This is a genomic window from Paenibacillus sp. CB74 (genome assembly GCF_055687625.1).
The window spans coordinates 2,942,734-2,965,420 of record NZ_CM146009.1; the positions used below are offsets into that span (position 1 = coordinate 2,942,734).

The window sequence follows — 22,687 nt, forward strand, 5'->3', positions numbered from 1 at the left end:
CACCTTGCGGCACCGTCCTTTCATCTATCTACTATATCACTTTACAGTTGAATTGTAAGCGAGGTTGCGCCTGCTGCTGCCGTAATAACAACACCAGTTGAACCTGACACTTGGGAACCACCTTCAACGCTGGATACACTCTCCATGCCGCGAAGCACCAAGTTCCATGGTTTGCCCGCGCCATCAGCACGAACGTCCAGTACTGATCCATTACGTGTAACGTTAACTGTCAGTTCCTGTTCAGCTGCCTGGTTCACAACAACCGCTTGAGCCGTTTGACCATCAGCCAGTTCGAACAAGTGCAGGGACACATCATTCGCAAAGTCATAATCCGGTTTATGATCTACAGCACCGACAGCAATCAGGCTGTTTGGTTTAACCATCATTGGAAGCGTTTTGAAGTCATGATTTTCACTGATCCAGCGTCCACCTTGTACTTTCGCTCCTGTCAGGTAGTTCGTCCAAGTTCCTTCAGGCAGGTAGTAACGCACATCGCCTTCCTTGTTGAAGATTGGCGCCACGAGAATTGAATCACCGAACATGTATTGCGTATCCAGGTTATATGTTGTTGGGTCCTCCGGGAAATCGAGCAGCATTGCACGCATCATCGGAATACCTTTTACCGTTGACTCCACCGCAGAATTGTACAGGTACGGCATCAGGCTGATTTTGAGTTTCGTAAAGTCACGAACAACGTCCACGGATTCCTCGTCAAACAACCAAGGCACACGATACGAAGTGCTGCCATGCAGGCGGCTGTGTGAAGATAAAAGTCCGAACTGTACCCAACGTTTGTATACGTCAGGGCTCGCTGTGCTTTCGAAGCCGCTGATATCATGACTCCAGAATCCAAAACCGGAAAGCCCAAGTGAGAGACCACCGCGAAGCGATTCAGCCATCGATTCATACGTGGAAGAGCAATCACCGCCCCAGTGAACCGGGAACTGTTGACCACCGGCTGTTGCAGAGCGTGCAAACAGGGCAGCTTCGTTTTTGCCAATCTTCTCTTCGAGCAATTCAAATACAGCTTTGTTATAGAGCTGTGTGTAATAGTTGTGCATTTTAACCGGATCAGAACCATCGAAGTACACAACATCTGTCGGAATTCTTTCACCGAAGTCTGTCTTGAAGGAATCTACACCTTGATCCAGCAGGACTTCCAGCTTGCTCTTATACCAATTCACAGCATCCGGATTCGTGAAATCAACTAGAGCCATACCTGCTTGCCACATATCCCATTGCCATACGCTGCCATCGGCTGTTTTGACCAGATAACCGTTCTCCATACCTTCATCGAACAAGTAGGATTTCTCTGCAATATATGGATTGATCCAGGCACAGATTTTGAGACCCTTCTCTTTCAGACGTGCAAGCATGCCTTCCGGATCCGGGAACATCGCTTCATCCCATACAAAATCAGACCATTGGTATTCCTTCATCCAGAAGCAGTCAAAGTGGAATACAGACAGCGGAAGATCACGTTCAGCCATGCCATCTACGAAATGGTTAACGGTTGCTTCATCATAATCTGTTGTAAATGAGGTTGTCAGCCACAGACCAAATGTCCATGCGGGTGGAAGTGCTGGTTTACCTGTCAATTTCGTATAATTATCCAGTACATCCTTCGGATTGTCGCCGCCGATAATGAAGTACTCCAACGTCTCCCCTTCTACACTGAACTGTACTTTAGATACGTTCTCAGATGCAATCTCATACGATACGCGCTCCGGATGGTTTACAAATACACCATATCCTTTATTGGACAGATAGAAAGGAATGTTTTTATAGGACTGCTCACTGCTTGTACCGCCATCTTCATTCCAGGTATCTACGATTTGACCGTTTTTAACAAACGGTGTGAAGCGCTCACCGAGTCCGTAAACGTATTCACCAATGCCAAGATCAAGCTGCTCGCGGAAGTACGCTTCCTTGCTCGGACCTGTAATATAACCAGCCGCTCGTTGACCGCTACCAGTAATGCGTTTTCCTCCATACAGGAAGCTGACGTCCCAACCGTTTGTTTTATCGATTTGAACTTCCAGATTGCCGCTTTTCAGAACAGCCCCTTGTTCATTTTTGGAGATGTCAACGTTTGCATCTTGCGTATTCAGCTCAAATACAGGGCCTTTTTTCACTCCGCCTTTATGGTGATTCAACGTTACTCGAATAACGTTAGGCATAGGTGAGCTGTACGTTGCTTTCAGCAATGTACCATTCAACGTGTCGCCTTTGCTACGAATATATTTAGTTGCCGCATATACGGTCAAGGAATTTTCTTTTTGTACAATATCACGAATGTCAGTTGGGTTTTGAATCTGATACCCTTCACGAGTCATCCAGAATCCATCAGTAAATTTCATGTTTTCTTTCCCCCTTTGGTTATACTATAATAATATTGATATTAATGATGAATTTCTTCTCTTATTTTGACCAAATATATCACGATTTTGATAATAACCATCCGATTGTTGAACATCAGCACCAATCTATGGAAACGATTACATTAATAATGATACAAAAAGGAGAATCTGATATGGAACGTGAACGATTACGGGAAGACCGAATCCACGGGAATGCCATGTATCCAGTCAGTGTGTACCCGGATATACAACAACTGAACGGCGATAGCATTCTGGATTGCCACTGGCATGATGAAATGGAGTTCACCATGGTTACTCAGGGCTGTGCGGTCTTTCAGATTGATATGAACACCATTGAGGTTCAAGCTGGAGAAGCCATTTTTATCAATCGAGGTGAGATTCATGCAGGTTATCTGAAAGGTGATGTTCCCTGTGTATTCTCTTCCATTGTATTTAATCCCGAGCTGCTTGGCAGTCGTACCTTCGATACGGTACAGGAGAAATTCATCGGTCCACTGGTGCGCAAAACCGTAGTTCCCCCTTTTCATATCAAAGCAGATGAGGATTGGGGACAAGAAATTCTGGATCACCTGAAGCGCATATTTGCCGACCATGCTGCCCGAACAGAAACGTGTGAAATGTCAACGAAAGCGTACCTGTACCTCATATTTGCCCGAATGTTCGAACATATGAAACCTGTTCCGCTCAAAGGCACCGTAGCTACAGGGAGCCATGACAAGGTAGAGCGCCTGAAATCCGTGCTCGGGTATATCCACAAGCGTTATCCTGAACCATTGAAGCTGAAAGAACTGGCCGATGAAGCCAATATGAGCGAAGGACACTTCTGCCGTTTTTTCAAACAGATGGTGCAGAAAACTCCGGTTGATTACATTAATTATTACCGCGTTCAACAAGCCTGCGTCCAGCTTGAGAATACGGATCACAAAATTGTTGATATCGCCATGGATGTCGGTTTTGATCATCTAAGCTACTTCATCACCACATTTAAAAGGCATAAAGCCATCACCCCTTCACAGTATCGCAAAATGTTCTATGAGAACGTGGCCATGGAATCTGCCTTGGTTCAGGTATAATAGAAGAAGGTGCTCACAGCTCTCTGGCTGCAAGCACCTTCTTTATTCATTGGTGTCTCACTTTTTCAATGTCTTCCATGAAGTGTATTCATGTACGGAGAAACCGTTAAAGGACGCATGTACTGAAGCCATTTTTTCGACCAACTTCAATTGTGCTTCCATATAAGCAGATCCCTCTTCATAAAAAGTAATGAAGTCGCCTTCTTTACTTTGCTTTGTTTCCACAGCTATGGAGATCGTTTTGCCAAGCAGAGCCGCTTCTGCAAGTTCATCCTTCGCTACACTATAGATTGCAGCAGCTGTATCACGGTAAGCCATAATCGTAATGGAATCAAACTTTCGAATCATCCAGCTGCTAACCGCCATCGTTGAACCCGGAATTTTGTAGTTATCGAGCCAGAAAGGCAGATCAGCCGCTACCGGCATCTTCATCCGTGATGCTCGCTCAACAATATACTCCACATTTCCTTGCCACTGGGTAATCACACTGGCCTGATTGATTTTCCATTGCGGATGCACATGTGGCTCGATATCCAGATGAATACCCGCAAATTTCTCATTGGGTAATGCCTGCGCTTGATAAGCCTCAATCCAGTCCAGGAAAGATGCAATCTGCTCCCGACTCTCCGTCAATCCCCAGGCCGATCTTCCATCCATCACGTCAACCGCAATATTCTTGGCTCTCGCCTGGCGGATAAAGCTTTTATATTCAGGGATTTTAATATCCCGGTTCATCTGTAGATAGATCGTATTGATCTTGTTGGCTGTAGCGTAAGTTAACACCTCTTGAGGATTACTTCGGATCTGGGTAGTATCCCACACCCATGTCGCTCTCACGGGTGCATCAAGTTTCCCATGAATCGTTGCATAACTGTCGACTGAACCATCCGCAATGGCTTTGGAAGAACAGGCTGTACTCGCGCACAGAATCAAACAACATAGTAACAAGATAAAACGATACCCCTTTTTGCTTTTCATATTTGTACACTCCCTCTGAAGTTATCAGCCCTAACGTGCAAATCTGGATGAAATTGTGTCGTTTCATATTCATTTAATGGAACCTTATTAGTTACGACGAATTTAGATTGCTTCTATATGCAATATCATCTTTAAGACTTACGACGAAAGAATCATATAATTATATTTCGGGAATTCGTAGTTCTGTATGTATAGTTCAAAAGTCACAATTACTCACTATTTTCTAAATTGACTCCTATTTCAGCGCGACTTCAGTCATTATTGCCATATGTACACCAAGAACCAGAAGACCTAGAAAGCGTTTTCTCCCAAAACGCACAAAAAAACCGCCCTAAGGCGGCTTTTCATGTATATCCATTTATCGAGCTCTAATCGATAAATCTATTCATTCATTACCCGATGGAACTGCCGGTGTACTGTCAACCACTTCATCGAAAAGGGAGACCAGTTCAATACCTTCTGCCGAGATCCGCACAAGCCCCTTGTCGGACAACCGTAATTCCGGAATCACTACCAGCGCAAGCAACGAAAGCGTCATGAACGCATTATTCAACGTACATCCTGCGGACTGTAAAGCTTCACTGATTGCTGCCGATTGGGCTGCAACGACTTCGAAAGACTCGGTTGACATCAAACCTGCAATCCGCAGCGGGAATTCGGTCACCCCTGCTGCCGTTACCACGGCTACCCCACCTTGCATGCGAATGACCCGGTTACCGGCTTCGGCCATCAGGGCATCATCATTACCGATAATCAACAGGTTGTGACTATCATGAGCCACCGTCATCGCAATTGCTGCAGGTGATGTGAAGCCAATGCCTCCAACAAGAGCAACCGCCCGATTCCCGGTTTGTTTGTGACGCTCCAATACCGCGATTTTGCATACTTCCCCGGAAGTTGAAACCACAACCTTACCATCCTGCACCGTGACAGGCAGGTGTTTCTCCTTCGTATCCACATGATTCTCTGTCACATGAATGATCTTGGCACCAATCGTACCTTCTGCAATCGGTGCAGCAAGTTCCAGATCTTCTGGCTGAATATTCGCTTCCAACTTCACCGTGTTCAGCGCTTCCTCCGGGTATGTGAAGCTGTCCCAGACCGCCGTCATTTTCCCGTTCTCGGCTACGACTTGCCCGGCAGCAATTGTCATACCCACACGTACATCCGCCAGCCGGCCGTCCAGCAGAATAATATCCGCTATATTGCCCGGAATAACCGCACCAATGTCGCGTGCAACCCCGAACCGCTCAGCCGTGTTAATGGTAGCCATCTGGAAAGCCGTGACCGGCTTCACACCTTGGGAAATGGCGAGACGAACAACAAAGTCCATATGCCCTTCTTTGAGCAGGGATTCAGAGCTTCGGTCATCGGTTACCAGCATCATCCGGCGTGTATCCAGTCCAAGCTCCGTACAGGCTTTGATGGTCTCCGCCACATCATGCCATGCCGAACCTTGACGCATCTTCGCATACATCCCGAGTCGCAGACGTTCGACCACATCTTCCTTGGTCACACATTCATGATCCCCCGTAACTCCACTCGCTGCGTACGCCGGCAAACGCCAGTCATCTGCTGCCCAGGTGAAGTGACCATCTGCCACTTTGCCAGCCCGGAGGGTCGCCTGGATCTCACCAATCATCGTCTCGTCCCCGTAAACGACACCAGGGAAGTTCATCACTTCCCCAAGACCAATCATGTCCGGCCCCCAGGAAAGAGCCTCAGCCACCTCTTCAGGCCCGATATAAGCACCTGTTGTCTCCAGTCCCGGATGGGTGGAAGGCACACAGGAAGCCACCTGCATATAAGCAGCCATCGGTGTGGTCCGCGCTTCATCCAGCATCAGTCTCAGACCTTTGAGACCAAGCACGTTGGAGATCTCATGTGGGTCAAAGAAACCTCCCGTTGTGCCTGAAGGCAATACCGCTCTCGCAAACTCGGTTACTTTCATCTGAGTACTTTCAATATGGCAGTGTCCATCCAGCAATCCAGGAGCGATATATTTGCCGTTCGCTTCAATAATCCGGGTATGTTCTCCGATCGTGTGGCTTACATCTTTACCAACATAAGCAATTCGAGCTCCTTGTACAGCTATGGACATCTCAGGCAAAATCTCACCTGATATCACGTTTACGAGCGTGCCTCCCCGAATGACCAAAGTCGCTGGCATATCTCCCCGGGCTGTAGCGACCAGATCCGGTACACAATCGGCCATAAGCGGCCGTTCAAAAGATGATTTGTTCATATTGTTGCCTCCTTTAATAAACGATCCAAAAAAAATATATTGTTACGATTATATGAGTCCAGACCTCATGTGTAAAGAAAAATAACATCCATTGTGCCTCAATACAAATTATGGAGTCATATTTATCCACAGAACCCAATCCTTACGAATTCACGTTAGGTATTTTCATTCCATGCGATCACCTATATGGCTGGAATCTCATCATGTATACGTCCCTCGTGAAGTTAGCTTCTTCCCGATATATGTATCATATACAGAAAGACTCCCGTTCCACTGAACGGAAGCCTTCTTCATGCACATGAATGTGATATGTCAGTCCACTTGCGCAGCAGACACCTTGCCAAGATCATACCATTCTTCCGACTGCGAGGTAATGAAAGGACTCGGTGTGCCCACGCAGTAAACGTGCAGCAGATGCATCGCTCGCGTACAAGCCGTGTAGAACAATTTACGTTCATGCTCATGGGCGTACTGCTCCGCAGAGCCGTCATAGATCAGGACAGCATCGAATTCCACACCTTTGGCCAGATACGCCGGAATGACATGAACACCCTGCTCAAAAGCCAGCGTCGTTTTCTTGATTAACTTCGGTGCTGTCGGCAGTGTCTTACTCAATGCAGCATGTACGTCTCTGCTCTCTTCGGCGGTTTTACAGATCACTGCAACTGATTCATACCCTTCCTCAATCAAGTGCTTGAGGTCTGTCGTGATGACGTTCATATGACGCTCGGAATCAGAAGAAACGATCACTTTAGGCTTCTCGCCGCTACGGTTAAATGGAATAATCTCTTCCCCACCAGGCACCATGCCACGAGTAAATTCCACGATCTCCCGGGTAGATCGATAGCTCCTGGTCAGCTCAATCACTTCCGTGTTGTCTGGGCCGTACAGGTTAGTCAATGGTCCTGTTCCACTAAGGACTGAAGAGTGGGCATAGATCGCCTGATTGAAGTCACCGAGTGCTGTTATTTTCGCCCGAGGGAACAATCTCTTCATAAATGCCAACTGAAACGCAGAATAATCCTGAGCTTCATCAATAATGACATGACGAATATTGGAGTTAATATGGAATCCAAGCATGAGCTCACGCAGGTACAAGTATGGCGTAATATCTTCGTATGCCAACTCCTGGAGCTTCAATCTGCGTAAAGTCATCCTACAGATCTCATCCCATTGGGCAGGCAACGCCTCGTCACCCAGCAATCGCACCATCTGACCCTCATCGTTGAACAGATGTGCATATAATTGTCTTATATCGACGAACCGCAAGGACTTGATCCATTTCCGTAACGGTTTGAGTCGGTCACTGACTACCATACGTGCCAGAATTTCTCTTTCTTGCTCGAAGTCATTAAACGTATGGGTCTTTCCTTTTTGCTTACGCTTTAACCGTTGGTATGCACGTTGCAGATCCTCCGGCTCCATCAGATCAAGCTGCTGATCGACCCAAGGCGCATCCAGTTCACCTTTACCAAAGGCAGATAGTTCTTTCAGCATCCAATCCCGCAACATCTCCAGTCGGCTCACCAGCTTAACGGATGACTCGAAACTGTAGAATTTCTCAGCCATAGCCTCTGACGTAACAATTGCTCGGCCCTGGAAGCGAACCGGCTTGAATTTCATGCCACCTGACAGCATGCTCTCCTTATAACGCGTAATGACTTTCAGGAAAGATTCCGAGGATTTGAACCGAATGCTGGACATGCGAACATCATAATCGGGATCTTCTGTTCCCGTAAGTACATATTCGAGCTGAATAAACGGATCTTCCAATTGATATTCACGACCCAAACGGCGCTCCAGATACTCCTGGAAGGTCGTTTGCAACATATTTTCCTCCCCAAGCTCAGGCAGTACCGTGGAGACATAACTGTTGAACATCGGGTTTGGTGAAAAAAGAACCATCTGATCCGCTTGCAGATGCTCGCGATATTTATAGAGAAGATAGGCCACACGCTGGAGCGCGGCGGATGTTTTGCCACTCCCGGCTGCGCCTTGCACAATAAGCATGCGTGTCCGGTCATTACGGATAATCCGGTTCTGCTCCTTCTGAATGGTCGCAACAATACTCTTCATCTGTGCATCCGAAGTTCGACTGAGCACGGCCTGCAACAATTCATCGCCAATGGTTACGCCTGTATCAAACATAAAACGAATCCGTCCGTCCCGAATGACAAACTGCCGCTTCATCTCTATATCACCGCTGATCTCCCCGCTTGGTGTACGATATGTGATCGGGCCCGGTGCTCCGTCATAATAGAGGTTGGAGATCGGTGCACGCCAGTCGTAGACGAGAAAGGATTCCTCTTTCTCGTCTAATAACGATGCAATCCCTAGATAGATGCGTTCCGCATTCGGGTATCCATCTTCCTTGAAATCGATCCGGCCAAAATACGGTGAATGATGCAGTCGTTTCATTTTATCCAACGCCGCCGCTGTATTGAGATGACTGCGCTCCCGATCGGACAATACCTGAGACTGCTGCCGCATGCTGGTTGAAGTTTCCCCCACATCGTCCGCTTCGCTAAAGTTCATTGTCACTTCGTCCCAGAAGTCTTTTCTCATGCCAACCACTTCATCACGGAAGGAACCGACTTCATCTTCTAACGTTGTGATCTTGCGTTCAATCTGATCGGTCACCATGTTGACCCGTTGCTGCTCTTCGCTCCATTGCTGCTCTGTACTCATATGTTAATAGCCCCTCTTTCCCCGGATTGTGTCCTCAAAATCCCATTTGACAAGCCCGAAAAGGCAATGGTATAATTATTAGAAAGTAAACATTTTAATTATATGTTAATTAGTTCTAATTTTCTGAAAACCATTTTTTATTGTACCAGTGACAACGTCCCGATGCAAGCGGAGGCGTTTTTTGTTGTTTTCATCTTCATTATTACCCAATCACTGGGTCCTCAACTGATCAAACTGTTTATGCCTACTTTTGTAATTCTTCAATCGTCTCTTGCCAACGTGTAATTGCTCCAAGTTCATCTTTTAGTTGAAAGGTTATTCCTGAAGTAATCTCCGCATATGGCGCATGATCCATACGTACTTGGAGCACCTGTGCTTCAAAACGATCTCTCGGATGAACAGCCCCCTTAATCTCAGGCAGCAACTCTACTTCCATACGAATATGCAGCAAACGTTGCCCTTGAACCGCAATCAAGGTAGCCTTGCCTGTTTTGCTCATGTTCATACTGGTCTGTGTACCTTGCCACAGAGCAAGTCTAAGCTGACGGGGACTTATCGCAATCACTTCCCCCATACTAATCATCGCCTGATGCGGCCACTGATCCTCGGATACGGTCAGCAGTTGCATCGCTTCATGTTGTTTATGCTCCAGATTTGTCCCACTCAACCATTTCATTAGTTCAGCGTCCAATTCCTCTATAATCATGTCTATCCCTCAGTTCGTTAAAATTCATTCATGCCATTCAGCTGTATGTACGACAAAACAACCCGGACACGATTGTCCGGGCAATGTTGTAATTCCATTGTATATGATCATGAAGCAGGTACGCAATTCGCATCTAAGGCCACTTAAGCCAATTCAAAATTTTGTCCTGTGATTCTTTGTCTTCACTGGAGCTATGCACATGCTCGGCAAGTCGATTCAGACGTTCCAACTGATATCCGTAATCATAAATCGCAGCAGCCACGATCGACAGTCGTAACATGCCTTCCTTGTCGATATCAAACTGGGTGATCGCCTGCTCCATGAAACGGTCATTGTCCAATACAAACTGTGCGGCCTCTTCTCCATTCGGTTTCAGCTTATCCTCGAACTTGAGCAATGCATGCTCATGGAATTTAATTACAAGTTCCAGATGAGAATCAAAAAACTGATCCATCGCTGTTGACCGTGGTGCCTGGAAATAGTGACGTTCAACCGAATCCAGCACCTCATAGCCTTTTTGCAGACTCAGCAGCATTTGCTTGTAGACTACCATCTGCCGAGTTTCGCTGAATTTCGAACGTTTCATCTTTTTCTGTTCCTCTTCGAACAAGTTATACTTGTCAGACAAAGACTTAATGGAACCGCCCAGGTTGCTTTTCTCCTCCCGGAATACAACTTCCTTGATTTCATCCGAGATTGAGGTTCGCAGAAGCAACGACATGCCGCTGAACACACTCTGGATCTGCTTCACGAACTGAATCTTCGGTTTCGGAGGAAATACCGTAATGTTGATGAGAAACGCCGATACAATACCAACCAGTGTCAACAGAAAACGATTGAGTGCAAAATGCCAATCACCCGAAGCTTCCATAATGGATACAACCGTGACCAGTGTCAATCCAACCGTCTCACCCATATTCAATTTAAGACAAATCATGATGACAAGTACAATAATTAATCCAACAGCGATTGGCTCATTGGACAATACCATGCCGCCAACCAGGGCCACAATAGCTCCAAGTGTGGTCGTTTGCAGCTGATCCAGAAAGTATTTCCAGGAGCGATAGATGGAAGGCTGCATCGCGAATATAGCTGCGATTGCGGCAGGCACGGGAGATTGCGGGTTCAAAAACAGGCTACTAAGGTACAAGGCAAGCGTGACCGCAATTCCCGTCTTAAGTACACGAGCACCAAATGACATGGTGGTGACCCCTCCTCTTTACCGAACCTGAAATTTTACATTTGATAATCATGTTCATTATTACCCCATATTTCTTTTTTTGCCTGAATACATTCAGGAGAACGATTTATTGTACCATGGAAGACCTTCCGTTGCCATGTCATAAGTCAGAGGTACTATGAAATGGATTCATTTATGTATGTTAATACACATTATTAACCTAAAAAGAAGCAAATCCTCAAAATGGATTTTCACCAATTCGAAGATTCGCCTAAGTTTATATTATCTCTAAGGAATACTCATGCTTACGATGCCTGCCTAACGGTCTGTACCCGCCCACTCTCTTTTGAACTGGTCCACGAACTGCACCATATAATCATGACGCTGCTTGGCCAGCTCCTTGCCATAAGTGGTATTCATCAGATCCTTGAGCTTGAACAGCTTTTCGTAAAAATGATTAATCGTTGTGCTGCGCCCGTTGCGATATTCCTCACGGGTCATCTGCTCCCGTGGGGGAAGGGACGGATCGTACATCTCGCGTCCTCTCGCTCCTGAAAAGGCAAAGGTGCGTGCGATGCCAATCGCACCCAATGCATCCAGACGATCCGCATCCTGCACAACCTGTGCTTCAAGCGAATTGACCGCAGGACGCTGGCCTCCCGCATATGAGATGGTGCTAATAATACCCACAACCTTATTACGTATATCCGGGTCAAGAGGCTGGGTATCCAGCCATTCATTCAGTTTCGCCATTCCAGCTTCCAAGCTCTCATTCAGCTTTTCATCCGGTACATCATGTAATAATGCCGCCAGTTCGCAGACAAATGGATCTGCACCCATGCGGTGAGCGAGTTCGACCGCAAGTGCAGTCACTCGTTCAATGTGCGGCCAGTCATGACCATCACTATGCTTGGATGAATCACCTTGAACAAAAGATCGGGCGGCTCGCAGAACAGCCTCTCCTGCCGTTATTTCATCTAATTCTGACATCTTATTATTCCCCGCCTTCACGGGACTGTTCACGCGGAATACGTCGAGCTACACCCGTCTTAACAGCTGCTTCAATGACGCGACTGCGCATCGATTTGACCACTTTATCATTGAACACACTCGGAATAATGTAATAACGTGTACGCTCTTCATCCGTAATGGCCGACGCAATCGCTTGAGCGGCTGCCAGCTTCATTTCTTCATTAATTTCGGTGGCTCGGCAGTCCAGAACTGCCCTGAAGATGCCCGGGAAACATAACACGTTGTTGATCTGATTCGGATAATCGGATCGTCCCGTTGCCATTACCGCTACAATGTCTTCCACCAAGGCAGGCATAATCTCAGGTACCGGATTTGCCATTGCAAACACGATTGGATCTTCTGCCATGGTCTGCACATCTTCGCGAGTCAACAGATTGCCGCGGGACAGGCCAATGAACACATCGGCTCCGCGAATAACATCACGCAAAGAGCCAGTCTCCAGTTCGGGGTTAGTACGAGCTGCATAATCACTCCAGACTTCATTCTCATAAGTTTGTGTCCGTACAATTGCCCCCTCACGATCGACACCTATAAGCCGGCTGGCTCCCGCAGACAATAATATGTTACTGCATGCTACACCTGCTGCACCAATACCACAGACCACGATTTTCACATCTTCAATGGACTTGCCAACCAGTTTGAGCGCATTGATCAGACCGGCATATAACACAACTGCTGTGCCATGCTGGTCATCATGAAATACCGGAATATCCAATTCTTCATTCAGACGACGTTCAATCTCGAAACAGCGAGGTGATGAGATATCCTCCAGATTAATGCCGCCAAAGCCAGGTGATATCGCTTTCACAGTACGTATGATTTCCTCCGTGTCCTGTGTGTCCAGGCAGATTGGGAAGGCATCCACACCTGCAAATTGTTTGAATAACATTGCTTTACCTTCCATGACAGGCATCGCTGCACGAGGACCAATATTACCAAGTCCAAGCACGGCACTGCCATCCGATATGACGGCCACGGTATTCCGTTTAATTGTTAAAGAGAAGGCTTTGCCAGGCTCTTCTGAAATGGCTGAACATACACGAGCCACATCCGGAGTGTACACACGTGACAGATCTTCCCGGTTGTGAATCGGTGTCTTTGGTGTTACTTCGATCTTACCGCCCAGATGAAGCAGGAACGTCCGATCTGATACATTAATAATGGACACACCTTTAAGCTGGCGCACCCCTTCTATAATTTTACTGTTATCTTGTGCATCTGTAACGGCGACTGTCAAGTCGCGAACGCTTACATCCTGATTGGTAGAAATCACGTCGATGGCAATGATGTCTCCCCCAGCTTCCGAGATGGCCGAAGCCACTTCGCCAAACTTGATATCCTTCGTTGTCATTTCCAGTCGAATAATAATGCTGTTACCATCCAGATTTCTTTGATTCATTTCCATTCCTCCCAGACTGAAAGTCTTGAGTTACAAGTTACCTGTTTGTCTTCGCTGCGCGGACACGTTTATCCTTTATCTTGTCCAGAAAAAGTGGTTCAACAGCCATATACTTAAAATAAAAAGATGCCCTAAACACCAATGTCAGGCGTTCAGGGCACTTTTCTAGTATCTTAAATCTTTATAAAGTAAGGATGAACCTATTATTTCCGGGCAGCCGGTCTGCGCAGGACACGAATGTCATATGGATTCAAGCTAAGACTGGATTCCACAGCATCACCACTGAGCAGATCCGTGTAGGACTGTACATCTAATTCAATCCGTTTCTCATCTGGTGTATAGTTCTGTACAAATACATAATCTGCTGTACCATCTGTACGCGTATGTGCCGTTGTTCCGGCAGGCAGTTCTGTTTGAAGTCCACGCTCAATGTTCAGGTCAGCGATTAGTTTTGCGTAGAAATCATCATAGAATGGTGCTTTCAGACGTGTCGCTACATAATACGCTTTCCCTGAGCCCAATTGGTTAACTGTCAATGCCGGGCGTCCGGCATAGAAGTCAGAACGGTACGTAGCCAGAGACTTCGCGCCTTCCAGATGGATCAGATCACACAGTTCAATCGCATCGTACGCTGTATTGAGCTGAAGCTCGTTACCCTGCTCGGGGATAATTCCGTTCAGATCACGATCATGCAATCCGTCAATTTCCTCGGACCAGATGCCAAGTGTCTTACGCAGTGGCCCTGGGAATCCACCCAGGAAACACAGATCGTTTTCGTTTACAATACCAGACCAGTAAGTGGCTACAAACGTACCGCCTTGTTCTACAAACTTCTCAATGCGTTCGCCAACACCTTCACGCACCAGATAGAGCATTGGAGCAATCAACAACTTGTACTTGGATAGATCTGCATCCATATCGATAACGTCTACAGCGACTCCTTTTTTCCAAAACGCTTCGTAATGCTCCTCCACGGTCTGCTCATACTTCACACCGATATTGCGCGGACCCTGTGAATCATTAACAGCCCAGCGGTTTTCCCAATCGAATATGATTGCAACTTCTGCTGGAACCGCTGTTCCTACAATGGCTTCCATGCCTTCAAGCGCCGTTCCTACGTCGGTGACATCTTGGAACACACGTGTATGTTCCGTTCCTACGTGGTCTACCACCGCACCATGAAGTTTTTCGCTGGAACCCCGGCTCTTTCTCCACTGGAAATACTGAACACTATCGGAACCGTGTGCTACAGCCTGGAGAGAAGAGAGCAGATGCATGCCCGGTTTTTTCAGCTTGCTGACATCTTGCCAATTCGTCGAACTTGGCGTACTCTCCATCAGCAAGAACGGCTGACCGCCTTTGATGGAACGAACGATGTCATGCATCATTGCGATCCGGGACGCCTGTTTCGCGTCGTCATCTGCATCATGCCAAGTGGGATAACTGTCCCAAGAGAGGAAGTCCAGAATATCAGCGAACTTCCAATAGTTCAGGCCGCCATAGAATTCCATCAGGTTGGTTGTGACTGGCAGATCGGGATTCTGAGCTTTCAATGGTTTCGTTTCATGCACGATAAAATCAGCTGTCTGATCCGTAACGAAACGGCGCCAATCCAGATTCATTGCGTGTACCTGTGTCTCACCGTGAGGAGCCGGAGATTCCACTTGACTCCAGTCTGTAACCGTATGGCTCCAGAATGTGGTCCACCACGAATGGTTCAGTTCATCAAGTGTTTGATACTTCTTCTGAACCCAACCACGGAATGCTTCCTGACAATAATCACAATGACAGTCTCCGCCAAACTCATTCGAGATGTGCCAGCCGATGACAGCCGGATGATCTGAATAACGTTCTGCCAGTCTTGTATTGATTGCAGTAACCTTCTCACGGTATACCGGGGAAGTATAACAATGGTTGTGACGGAAACCATGCAGATTGCGGACACGATTCTCGGATACGCGGAGCACTTCCGGGTACTTGGCGGACATCCAGGCAGGTCTGGCACCACTTGGTGTAGCTAGGAATGCATAGATGCCGTTTGCTGCAAAACGATCCAACACCTGATCCAGCCATTCAAACGTGTATACACCCTCTTCCGGCTCAAGGGATACCCATGAGAAGATACCAATGGACATCACGTTACACTTGGCAAGCTTCATCAAGCGAATATCTTCTTCCAGAACTTCAGGGTAGCGGAGCCATTGCTCCGGGTTATAGTCTGCGCCATGCAACATGTGCGGGGCTTTGGAACTTACAGGTGCATATTTGTATGTCATAAGGACAACTCCCTTGCTTTTGAATTACAATTTTTATTGAATACAACGATATTCACGACTCAAATTACCAAGCTTATCTTCTGGCATGACTTCATCTTTTCATCAGATACCACTTGTGAACCTGTATGATATTACACGTATGTCACAACATCAGATTCTTCCGTAGTAGCTAGTGCTGTAAACGATTCCAACTTCCGACCTTTAAAATCAAACATGGTGAGGTTGCCCCAGTTATTCGGATGTCCAACGGACCATTCTTCTTTACTTGGTATCCATGCAGGTTCCCAATAATAGAATCCGTGCCCCAAACCACCAGGAACTTCGCGAATAATCTGCAACAGATCCTTCAGATATCGGGTCTGCCCCTCTACACTTGCAGGGTATCCTGGCAACAACAATTCTTCCTGATTCAAAATCCATTCGATGCCTTCTGGCTGCTCCAGTGTCCATGGATAAGCCGTTTCAACCACATTGACAGGTTTGCCATAACGCTCAGCCAGATCATGGAGATTGTCGCGTAACGCATCAAGTGTGCCGTGCCACCAAGGATAATACGATAGACCAATGATATCGAACTCCACACCGAGTGCTTCAAAGCGATCGAAAAACTTGCGGCTCTCGGCGTTATCTCCACCACGATCAATATGTATCATAATCTGGATATCCGGGTCAACGGATTTGACCGCAGCAATTCCGTACTTCACAAGGCCTGCAAAACGCTCCCACTGTTCATCCGTATCATGCTCTTCTCCACCAACACGTCCCTCATTCCATAACATGCCTGGCGTAATCTCGTTGCCGACCTGCACCATGTCTGGAAGCGCATCGTTTTCCTTTAACGTTCTCAGAACATCAGCCGTATACATGCATACTGCACGTTGAAGCTCTTCATAGGACAGATTCTCCCAAGCTTTCGGCTTCCATTGATTGGCTGGATCAGCCCAGCGATCAGAGTAATGGAAATCAAGCAAAAATTTCAATCCCTGTTTCTTGATCCGTTTGGCTATCTCCACCGTGCGCTCCAGATTGCAGAATCCACCAACAGGATCATTCCAGATTCGAAGTCGAATCGCGTTCGTATCATTGAACTTCAGGATGGACAGCAAGTCTTGTTCCTTGCCATCCACATCACTGTAGCTCCCGCCATGCTGTTCGATTTCATCCATAAAAGACACATCCATTCCCAGAACGAATGCCTTTTCCGTCAAGTTGCTCACTGTATCAACCTCCATTAATTTGGGGTACAGGCTCAGCCTTTAACTGAGCCCAACGTCATACCTTTGACAAAGAAACGTTGCAGGAAAGGATACACAATCAAGATCGGTGCACTTCCGATGAAGATCTGAGCTGCCCTTACCGTAGTTTGAGAGAGAGCTTCCATTTCTTTTGGATTCATGCTCATGCTACTCATATCACGTCCAATAATGACCGTTTGCATAAATGTAGCAAGTGGGTAATCCTTGGCGTTATTCATATAGAGCAATCCATCAAACCAGGAATTCCAGTGGAACACCATACTGAACAATGCAATGGTTGCAATGGACGGCATCGAAATGGGAAGAAAGATACTGAACAATGTTCTGAAATGGTTAGCTCCATCCATCAGTGCTGCTTCCTCCAGCTCTTTTGGAATACCGCGGAAGAAGTTCAGCATCAGAATGACCAGGAATGTGTTAACTGCCCCCGGGAGCACCAGTACCCAGAAGGAATCCATCAACCCAATCTTCTGAATAACCATATAGAATGGCACGAGTCCCCCGTTGAAAATCATGCTGAATACAAATATCCAGGAGTAGATCGTTCTGCCTTTAAACTCACTATTTTCTTTGGACAATGGATACGCCGCCAGGAACGTAATCAGCAACGTAATGGCTGTACCGATCACTGTACGCAGGAGCGAGATCCAGAGCGAGTTCAAAAAAATTGGATTGTTCATCGTTTTTTTGTATGCCTCAAGTGAGAAGCCTACAGGCCAGAGATTGACCAGATTTGCATCAGCAGCAGCCTTTGTACTAAAGGATACTGCCAGTACATGAATCATCGGTACAATACACATGATGGCGACCAAAATCAGAAAGCAGGTATTGACTATATTAAACACGCGATAAGGCAATGATTTATGATACATCGTGGTCCCTTCTTTCTCTGTTCATTCGTTTAGAATATGCGGTATCCGGCGTATTTTTTGGCTAAGCTGTACGATACAAGAATCAAGATCATGCTAATAACCGATTTGAATAATCCGATCGCCGTTGCAAAGCCCATCTCACCATTTTGCATTGCGGAACGATATACGAATGTATCAATGATGTCACCCGTTTGATATACGAGCGGGTTATACAAGTTGAAAATCTGGTCAAACCCGGCATTCAGTACGTTACCAAGTGCCAGTGTTCCCACAACCATCAGCATCGGCACAAGTGAAGGAATTGTAATGTGCAGTGTCTGTTTCCAGCGTCCCGCTCCGTCAATTTCCGCTGCTTCGTACAATGCTGGATTAATTCCGGCAAGGGCAGCCAGAAAAACAATCATGTTATAGCCAAATTCTTTCCACACATCTGTCAGAATGACCGTAGATCGGAACCAGCTGTTGTCTCCCAGGAAGAAATATGGCCCGAGTCCGAAGGTTCCCAGAACCCGGTTAACCAAGCCGCCTGTTGACAACAGATCTATCAAAATCCCGCCCAGGATGACCCAGGACAAGAAGTGAGGTAAATAGACAAGCGTTTGAATCGTACGCTGTATAGCCATCTTACGAACCTCATTCAAAAGAATGGCAAAAACAAATGGAACAAATAAATTGAAAATCAGTTTAAGTACAGCAATAATCAATGTGTTCCAGATGACCTGTAAGCTGTCTTCACGTTCAAACAAATATCTAAAGTTGTCCAGCCCGACCCATTCAGAACCGCTAATTCCAAGCCATGGCTTGTAGTTCTGGAATGCCATAATAATCCCGCCCATAGGCACATAACTGAAGATAATCAGAAAGATAATGGCTGGCAACAGCATAACGTGGAATGGCCAAGTGCGTTTCAAAGTTCTCATGATTGCTCCCCCTGTATTTCTTCCTACTCAAGTACTCCCTGAGTGGCTTATATTGCGATTATATCAACCTTTCACGGGGTCCAAACAGCACATAAAAGCAATATAAATGGCACAAATTCAACCACTTTGCCGCAGCTTGAATAAACCAAAAAAAGCGCCCAGACGTTATCGTCTGGGCGCTGCTTAAAACTATTTTTTCACACTGTCATACCATTCGTTAACCTCTTGCGTGATTTGGTCACCGCCACCCGATTTCCACGTTTGTACAAAGGTATCAAACGCATCAGCCGGATTTTTGCCATAGATAATTTCGTTAAATGCCTGGTTCTCGATTTTGTTCAGATAGTCCAGCTTGGATTTCATCGTCTGTGTTGTTGGACCTGTGAACATGTTTTTGAAGGAGATTTCTTCCTGGCTCAATAACACTTTTGCTGCGGCAGGAGTTTCTTTACCGTAATTGACAGCAACGTCTTTCTCAAGCTTCGTTTCAGGCTCTTTGCCATTAGCCAGATTCATCAGAGCTTTCATCTGTGCATCTGGAATACGTGCACCATCACGAACAAGCAAATAACGTACAACGTTCACGTATCCGCCTTCGATCTGGTCAATCGGCAATTGTTTTCCGTTTGCATCCAATTGATAGTCATAACCTGCAAACAGACCGTTATCATAAGGGCTGCCCGGTGCTGGGTCTGCATAATTGTCGAAGAGGTAATTCTGATACGTAAAGAATGCTTCTGGATGTGCCATATCCTTTTTGATCAACGTAACACCATTCACGAACTGTGTTCCGTGACGCATCGCTTTTCCTTCAGGACCGGTAGGAATTTCAATCGGTTTCCATACCGCACTCGGTACATTTTTCACTGTATCGAGAAGTGGCCACCCACTCATCCAGTAAGGTCCTGGAATAATGCCGGCAGTTCCTGCAACGGCTGGCTCTGCTGTTTTGTTCTCATCCCATAGTGCTGCTTCCTGCGGGATATATCCTTTTTTGAGCCATTCGCTCAATTTGGTCAGACCTTGTTTCATACCCGGATTGATGGAGCCATACTCCAACTTGCCATCAGCAGCGAGATTCCATTGTTGAGGTAAGGTGCCATATGCACCAAATATCCAAGATACATCTCCCATCCAAGTGTTCATGGATGTTTTGAAACCAACGCTGAGCGGAGTGACTTTATCCGGAGCCAAGCCGTCCGGGTTATTGTTTTTGAATGCTTCCATAACGGTTTCCAGCTCATCGATTGTTTTTGGTGCTTTCAGATTCAACTTGTCCAGCCAATCCTGACGAATCCACAACAAATAATCATTGTTGTAGGCATAGTCCAGAACAGGGATACCCATTCTTTTGCCATCACGACTATATTGGTTCCAGACGTTAGGATCTTGCTCCATCGCTTTTTTCCATGTGTCAGAAGCATATTTGTCGAACAGTGGACCGACCTCTTCGTACATGCCAGAGTCGATCAAGTCTTGAGCAACGAGATTGTCCGCACTACCAATCGTCACGATATCTGGCATTTCCTGTCCAGAGGACATAGCCAGACGAAGTTTAGTTGCAAACGCACTGTTTGTGTCTGTTACTGACCAGAGCGCGCTGACATTAATCCCGAATTTTTCCTTGGCCCACTTGGTTGCCACGTTATTTTCCATGGATTCGCCATTTTTAAACTTCAGCTCAGGATCGATTCCCCATGCTGTTGTAATGGTTACTTCCGGATCATACTTTTCTTTGTATTCGTTTTGGGTTCCAGACGTACTTGGTGTTGCACTATCTCCGCCCCCACTGCCTCCTGAACATCCTGCAAGAACGACAGTTAGACTCAGCGTTGTAGCGAGAAGCGTCAAGAATCTCTTTTTCGTTGATTGCGCTCTCATGTTGTTCCCCCTTAAATCGTTTTGGTTACCCTTTCATTATAGGCTGACCAGGACTTTGATCCTATGATACGAAATCAAGATTTCTGCACCTTTGCCAACCTATATTTTGGAATGTTGTTGTAATTATGCCTGATCCCGAAATTCATTGGGTGTCATCCCATAATGCTTTTTGAACATTTTGCTGAAATATTGCGGATTCTGATAGCCAAGTTCACTCGTAATCTCGTATATTTTTTTGTTGCTATTTTTAAGCAGATATAGCGCGCGTTCCATGCGCATCCGAATCATGTAATCCCCGAGACCTTCCCCAGTCTCTGCCTTGTAGATTTTTGATAGGTATACGGGGTGCAAATATACCTTGTCCGCAATCATCTTCACCGACAGATCCTGTCCCGTATCACTTGTCACCAGCTCCTGAACCTGCTTGATCACATGCCTGCGGCTCTGCACACCTTCTTGATCGGACAACTCTTCCTGAAGCTTCGCCAGCATCTCGGTTGCCCAGCGCCGCAGCTTCTCGGGGGATTGGATCAACTGATGAGCAAGGAGCAGATCGAATCCCGCATGATCAATTTCATGTACCAGATGCCCCTGTTTATGGGCAATATACATGAATGCATTGGTTACAGACAGATACATCTCATACACATGTTCTCGGGACAATCGTACCTGTTCTGCCGCGTCAAAGACCGTGTTCAGCTTACGCGCTGCCGCTTCCCATTGCTTGGTCTCAAGCAATTGCGGAAGTACAGGCGGTTTGTACAACTCTTCGAGCGCCTGGGTCGCATCATTCTCCGATCTTTTGCCGAGTGCCTGATCCATGTCCATATATATGATCTTGTGTTCTTCCGGTCCTGAAAGGACAAGGGAACCCAGGCTTTTTCGATAAGCTGCTGTCAATTCATTAAAAGGAAATGATGGTGTAACGACCATGGACAGATCCCCCTGTAGATATCGAATGACATGCTCACGGAAAGTTTCAGCTGAGGTTCTCAACGTCTCCAAGTCCATCTGCGGAGCTTCGATCTGTCCCTGATTCTGCAAAAACATAACCAGACACTCATGAGGTCCGCGACCAAACCACACGTTGAATTGCTCTCCGAGCACTTCCTCTGCAATATTCCCTACAGCAAAATCCATCAGATCCAGAGATTGCTGATCCATTGATGAGAAGCGTCCTGTGAGACGAATCAGCATCATCACAGCCGATTGTTCCGGGTCAATATGAATCTCATATTGTTGCAGTTGTTCCCGAAGTGCCCGCCCCGTGATCTCACGTCCCAGCAGCAGATCATGCATCAGATTTTCCCGTAAAATTTTATAGTCAGACTTCCGACTGTATAAAAGCCGGTGATATTTGTCGAATTCATCCCACTCATCACGAAGAGATGTGATGGCTGCCGACACGGAACTCATAAATTCATCATCGTTCACAGGTTTCAAAATATAATCCGCTGCCTGCAATTGAATCGCTTTCTTCGCATAAGTAAAATCACTGTGACCAGTCAGCAAGATACAGCGAATATGGGACCAACGCTTGCTTACCTCTGCAATTAGATCCAGTCCGGACATGCCCGGCATGCGAATATCGGTTACCACAATATCTACTGCATTTTCCTCCATAATCTCCAGCGCTTCTTTACCGGAAGCGGCACGAAACACAGTCGTTACTCCAAGCTCTCCCCAGGGGATTGTAAGTTCCAGACTTTCTGTTACATACGTTTCGTCATCTACTAGCAGTATATCTATCAAGCAAGTCACTCCCTATCTCGTTCGTTATGCACTAAGTTCAATTTCTAA

The 22,687-nt window shown here is 46.5% G+C and carries 15 protein-coding genes; 1 reads left to right on the forward strand and 14 read right to left on the reverse strand.

Going from position 1 to position 22,687, the window contains the following annotated elements:
* Nucleotides 1-41: 41 nt before the first annotated feature.
* Nucleotides 42-2,360 carry an alpha-xylosidase gene (gene yicI / locus ACX9NY_RS12980; protein ID WP_472478778.1) on the reverse strand — a complete coding sequence of 773 codons (2,319 nt, stop codon included), beginning with the start codon at nucleotides 2,358-2,360 and terminating at the stop codon, nucleotides 42-44.
* A 173-nt stretch (nucleotides 2,361-2,533) separates the two neighbouring features.
* On the opposite strand from yicI, the gene ACX9NY_RS12985 reads away from it, so the two are divergent.
* Nucleotides 2,534-3,454: an AraC family transcriptional regulator gene (locus ACX9NY_RS12985; RefSeq protein WP_472478780.1), complete on the forward strand. Its 921-nt coding sequence runs from the start codon at nucleotides 2,534-2,536 to the stop codon at nucleotides 3,452-3,454.
* Between the two features lie 57 nt (nucleotides 3,455-3,511).
* Here the strand turns inward: ACX9NY_RS12985 and ACX9NY_RS12990 are convergent, their stop codons facing one another.
* The 13 genes from ACX9NY_RS12990 to ACX9NY_RS13050 all read right to left on the reverse strand — a co-directional run bounded on the left by ACX9NY_RS12990 (nucleotide 3,512) and on the right by ACX9NY_RS13050 (nucleotide 22,639).
* The gene (locus ACX9NY_RS12990) at nucleotides 3,512-4,432 is read right to left on the reverse strand and encodes a hypothetical protein (RefSeq protein ID WP_339260340.1); all 921 of its coding nucleotides are present in this window, start codon (nucleotides 4,430-4,432) and stop codon (nucleotides 3,512-3,514) included.
* 385 nt (nucleotides 4,433-4,817) lie between these two features.
* Nucleotides 4,818-6,677: an adenine deaminase gene (locus ACX9NY_RS12995; protein ID WP_339241316.1), complete on the reverse strand. Its 1,860-nt coding sequence runs from the start codon at nucleotides 6,675-6,677 to the stop codon at nucleotides 4,818-4,820.
* Nucleotides 6,678-6,989: 312 nt separating this feature from the next.
* Complete coding sequence (helD, locus tag ACX9NY_RS13000) at nucleotides 6,990-9,365, reverse strand: RNA polymerase recycling motor HelD (protein WP_472478782.1); 2,376 nt, start codon at nucleotides 9,363-9,365, stop codon at nucleotides 6,990-6,992.
* Between the two features lie 244 nt (nucleotides 9,366-9,609).
* Nucleotides 9,610-10,071: a pyridoxamine 5'-phosphate oxidase family protein gene (locus tag ACX9NY_RS13005; protein WP_472478784.1), complete on the reverse strand. Its 462-nt coding sequence runs from the start codon at nucleotides 10,069-10,071 to the stop codon at nucleotides 9,610-9,612.
* Nucleotides 10,072-10,204: 133 nt separating this feature from the next.
* Nucleotides 10,205-11,272, reverse strand: coding sequence for an FUSC family protein (locus tag ACX9NY_RS13010; protein ID WP_339241310.1), 1,068 nt, complete (start codon nucleotides 11,270-11,272; stop codon nucleotides 10,205-10,207).
* A gap of 297 nt (nucleotides 11,273-11,569) precedes the next feature.
* On the reverse strand, nucleotides 11,570-12,241 hold the full coding sequence (locus tag ACX9NY_RS13015; RefSeq protein ID WP_339241308.1) for an HD domain-containing protein: 672 nt from the start codon (nucleotides 12,239-12,241) through the stop codon (nucleotides 11,570-11,572).
* A gap of 4 nt (nucleotides 12,242-12,245) precedes the next feature.
* Nucleotides 12,246-13,682: an NAD-dependent malic enzyme gene (locus ACX9NY_RS13020; protein WP_339241306.1), complete on the reverse strand. Its 1,437-nt coding sequence runs from the start codon at nucleotides 13,680-13,682 to the stop codon at nucleotides 12,246-12,248.
* 203 nt (nucleotides 13,683-13,885) lie between these two features.
* Nucleotides 13,886-15,958, reverse strand: a complete 2,073-nt coding sequence (locus ACX9NY_RS13025; protein WP_472478787.1) for a beta-galactosidase — start codon at nucleotides 15,956-15,958, stop codon at nucleotides 13,886-13,888.
* A gap of 131 nt (nucleotides 15,959-16,089) precedes the next feature.
* A complete protein-coding gene (locus ACX9NY_RS13030; protein ID WP_472478789.1) occupies nucleotides 16,090-17,175 on the reverse strand; it encodes a glycoside hydrolase family 53 protein in 1,086 nt (361 codons plus the stop codon).
* 32 nt (nucleotides 17,176-17,207) lie between these two features.
* Nucleotides 17,208-18,086 (reverse strand): carbohydrate ABC transporter permease, encoded by an 879-nt coding sequence (locus tag ACX9NY_RS13035; RefSeq protein ID WP_076326910.1) that lies wholly within the window; start codon nucleotides 18,084-18,086, stop codon nucleotides 17,208-17,210.
* 29 nt (nucleotides 18,087-18,115) lie between these two features.
* Entirely contained in the window at nucleotides 18,116-19,006 is an 891-nt protein-coding gene (locus tag ACX9NY_RS13040) for an ABC transporter permease (protein ID WP_074094500.1), read from the reverse strand.
* Nucleotides 19,007-19,195: 189 nt separating this feature from the next.
* Nucleotides 19,196-20,887, reverse strand: coding sequence for a type 2 periplasmic-binding domain-containing protein (locus tag ACX9NY_RS13045; protein WP_339241299.1), 1,692 nt, complete (start codon nucleotides 20,885-20,887; stop codon nucleotides 19,196-19,198).
* Nucleotides 20,888-21,010: 123 nt separating this feature from the next.
* Entirely contained in the window at nucleotides 21,011-22,639 is a 1,629-nt protein-coding gene (locus ACX9NY_RS13050; RefSeq protein WP_339241297.1) for a response regulator, read from the reverse strand.
* Nucleotides 22,640-22,687 lie beyond the last annotated feature (48 nt).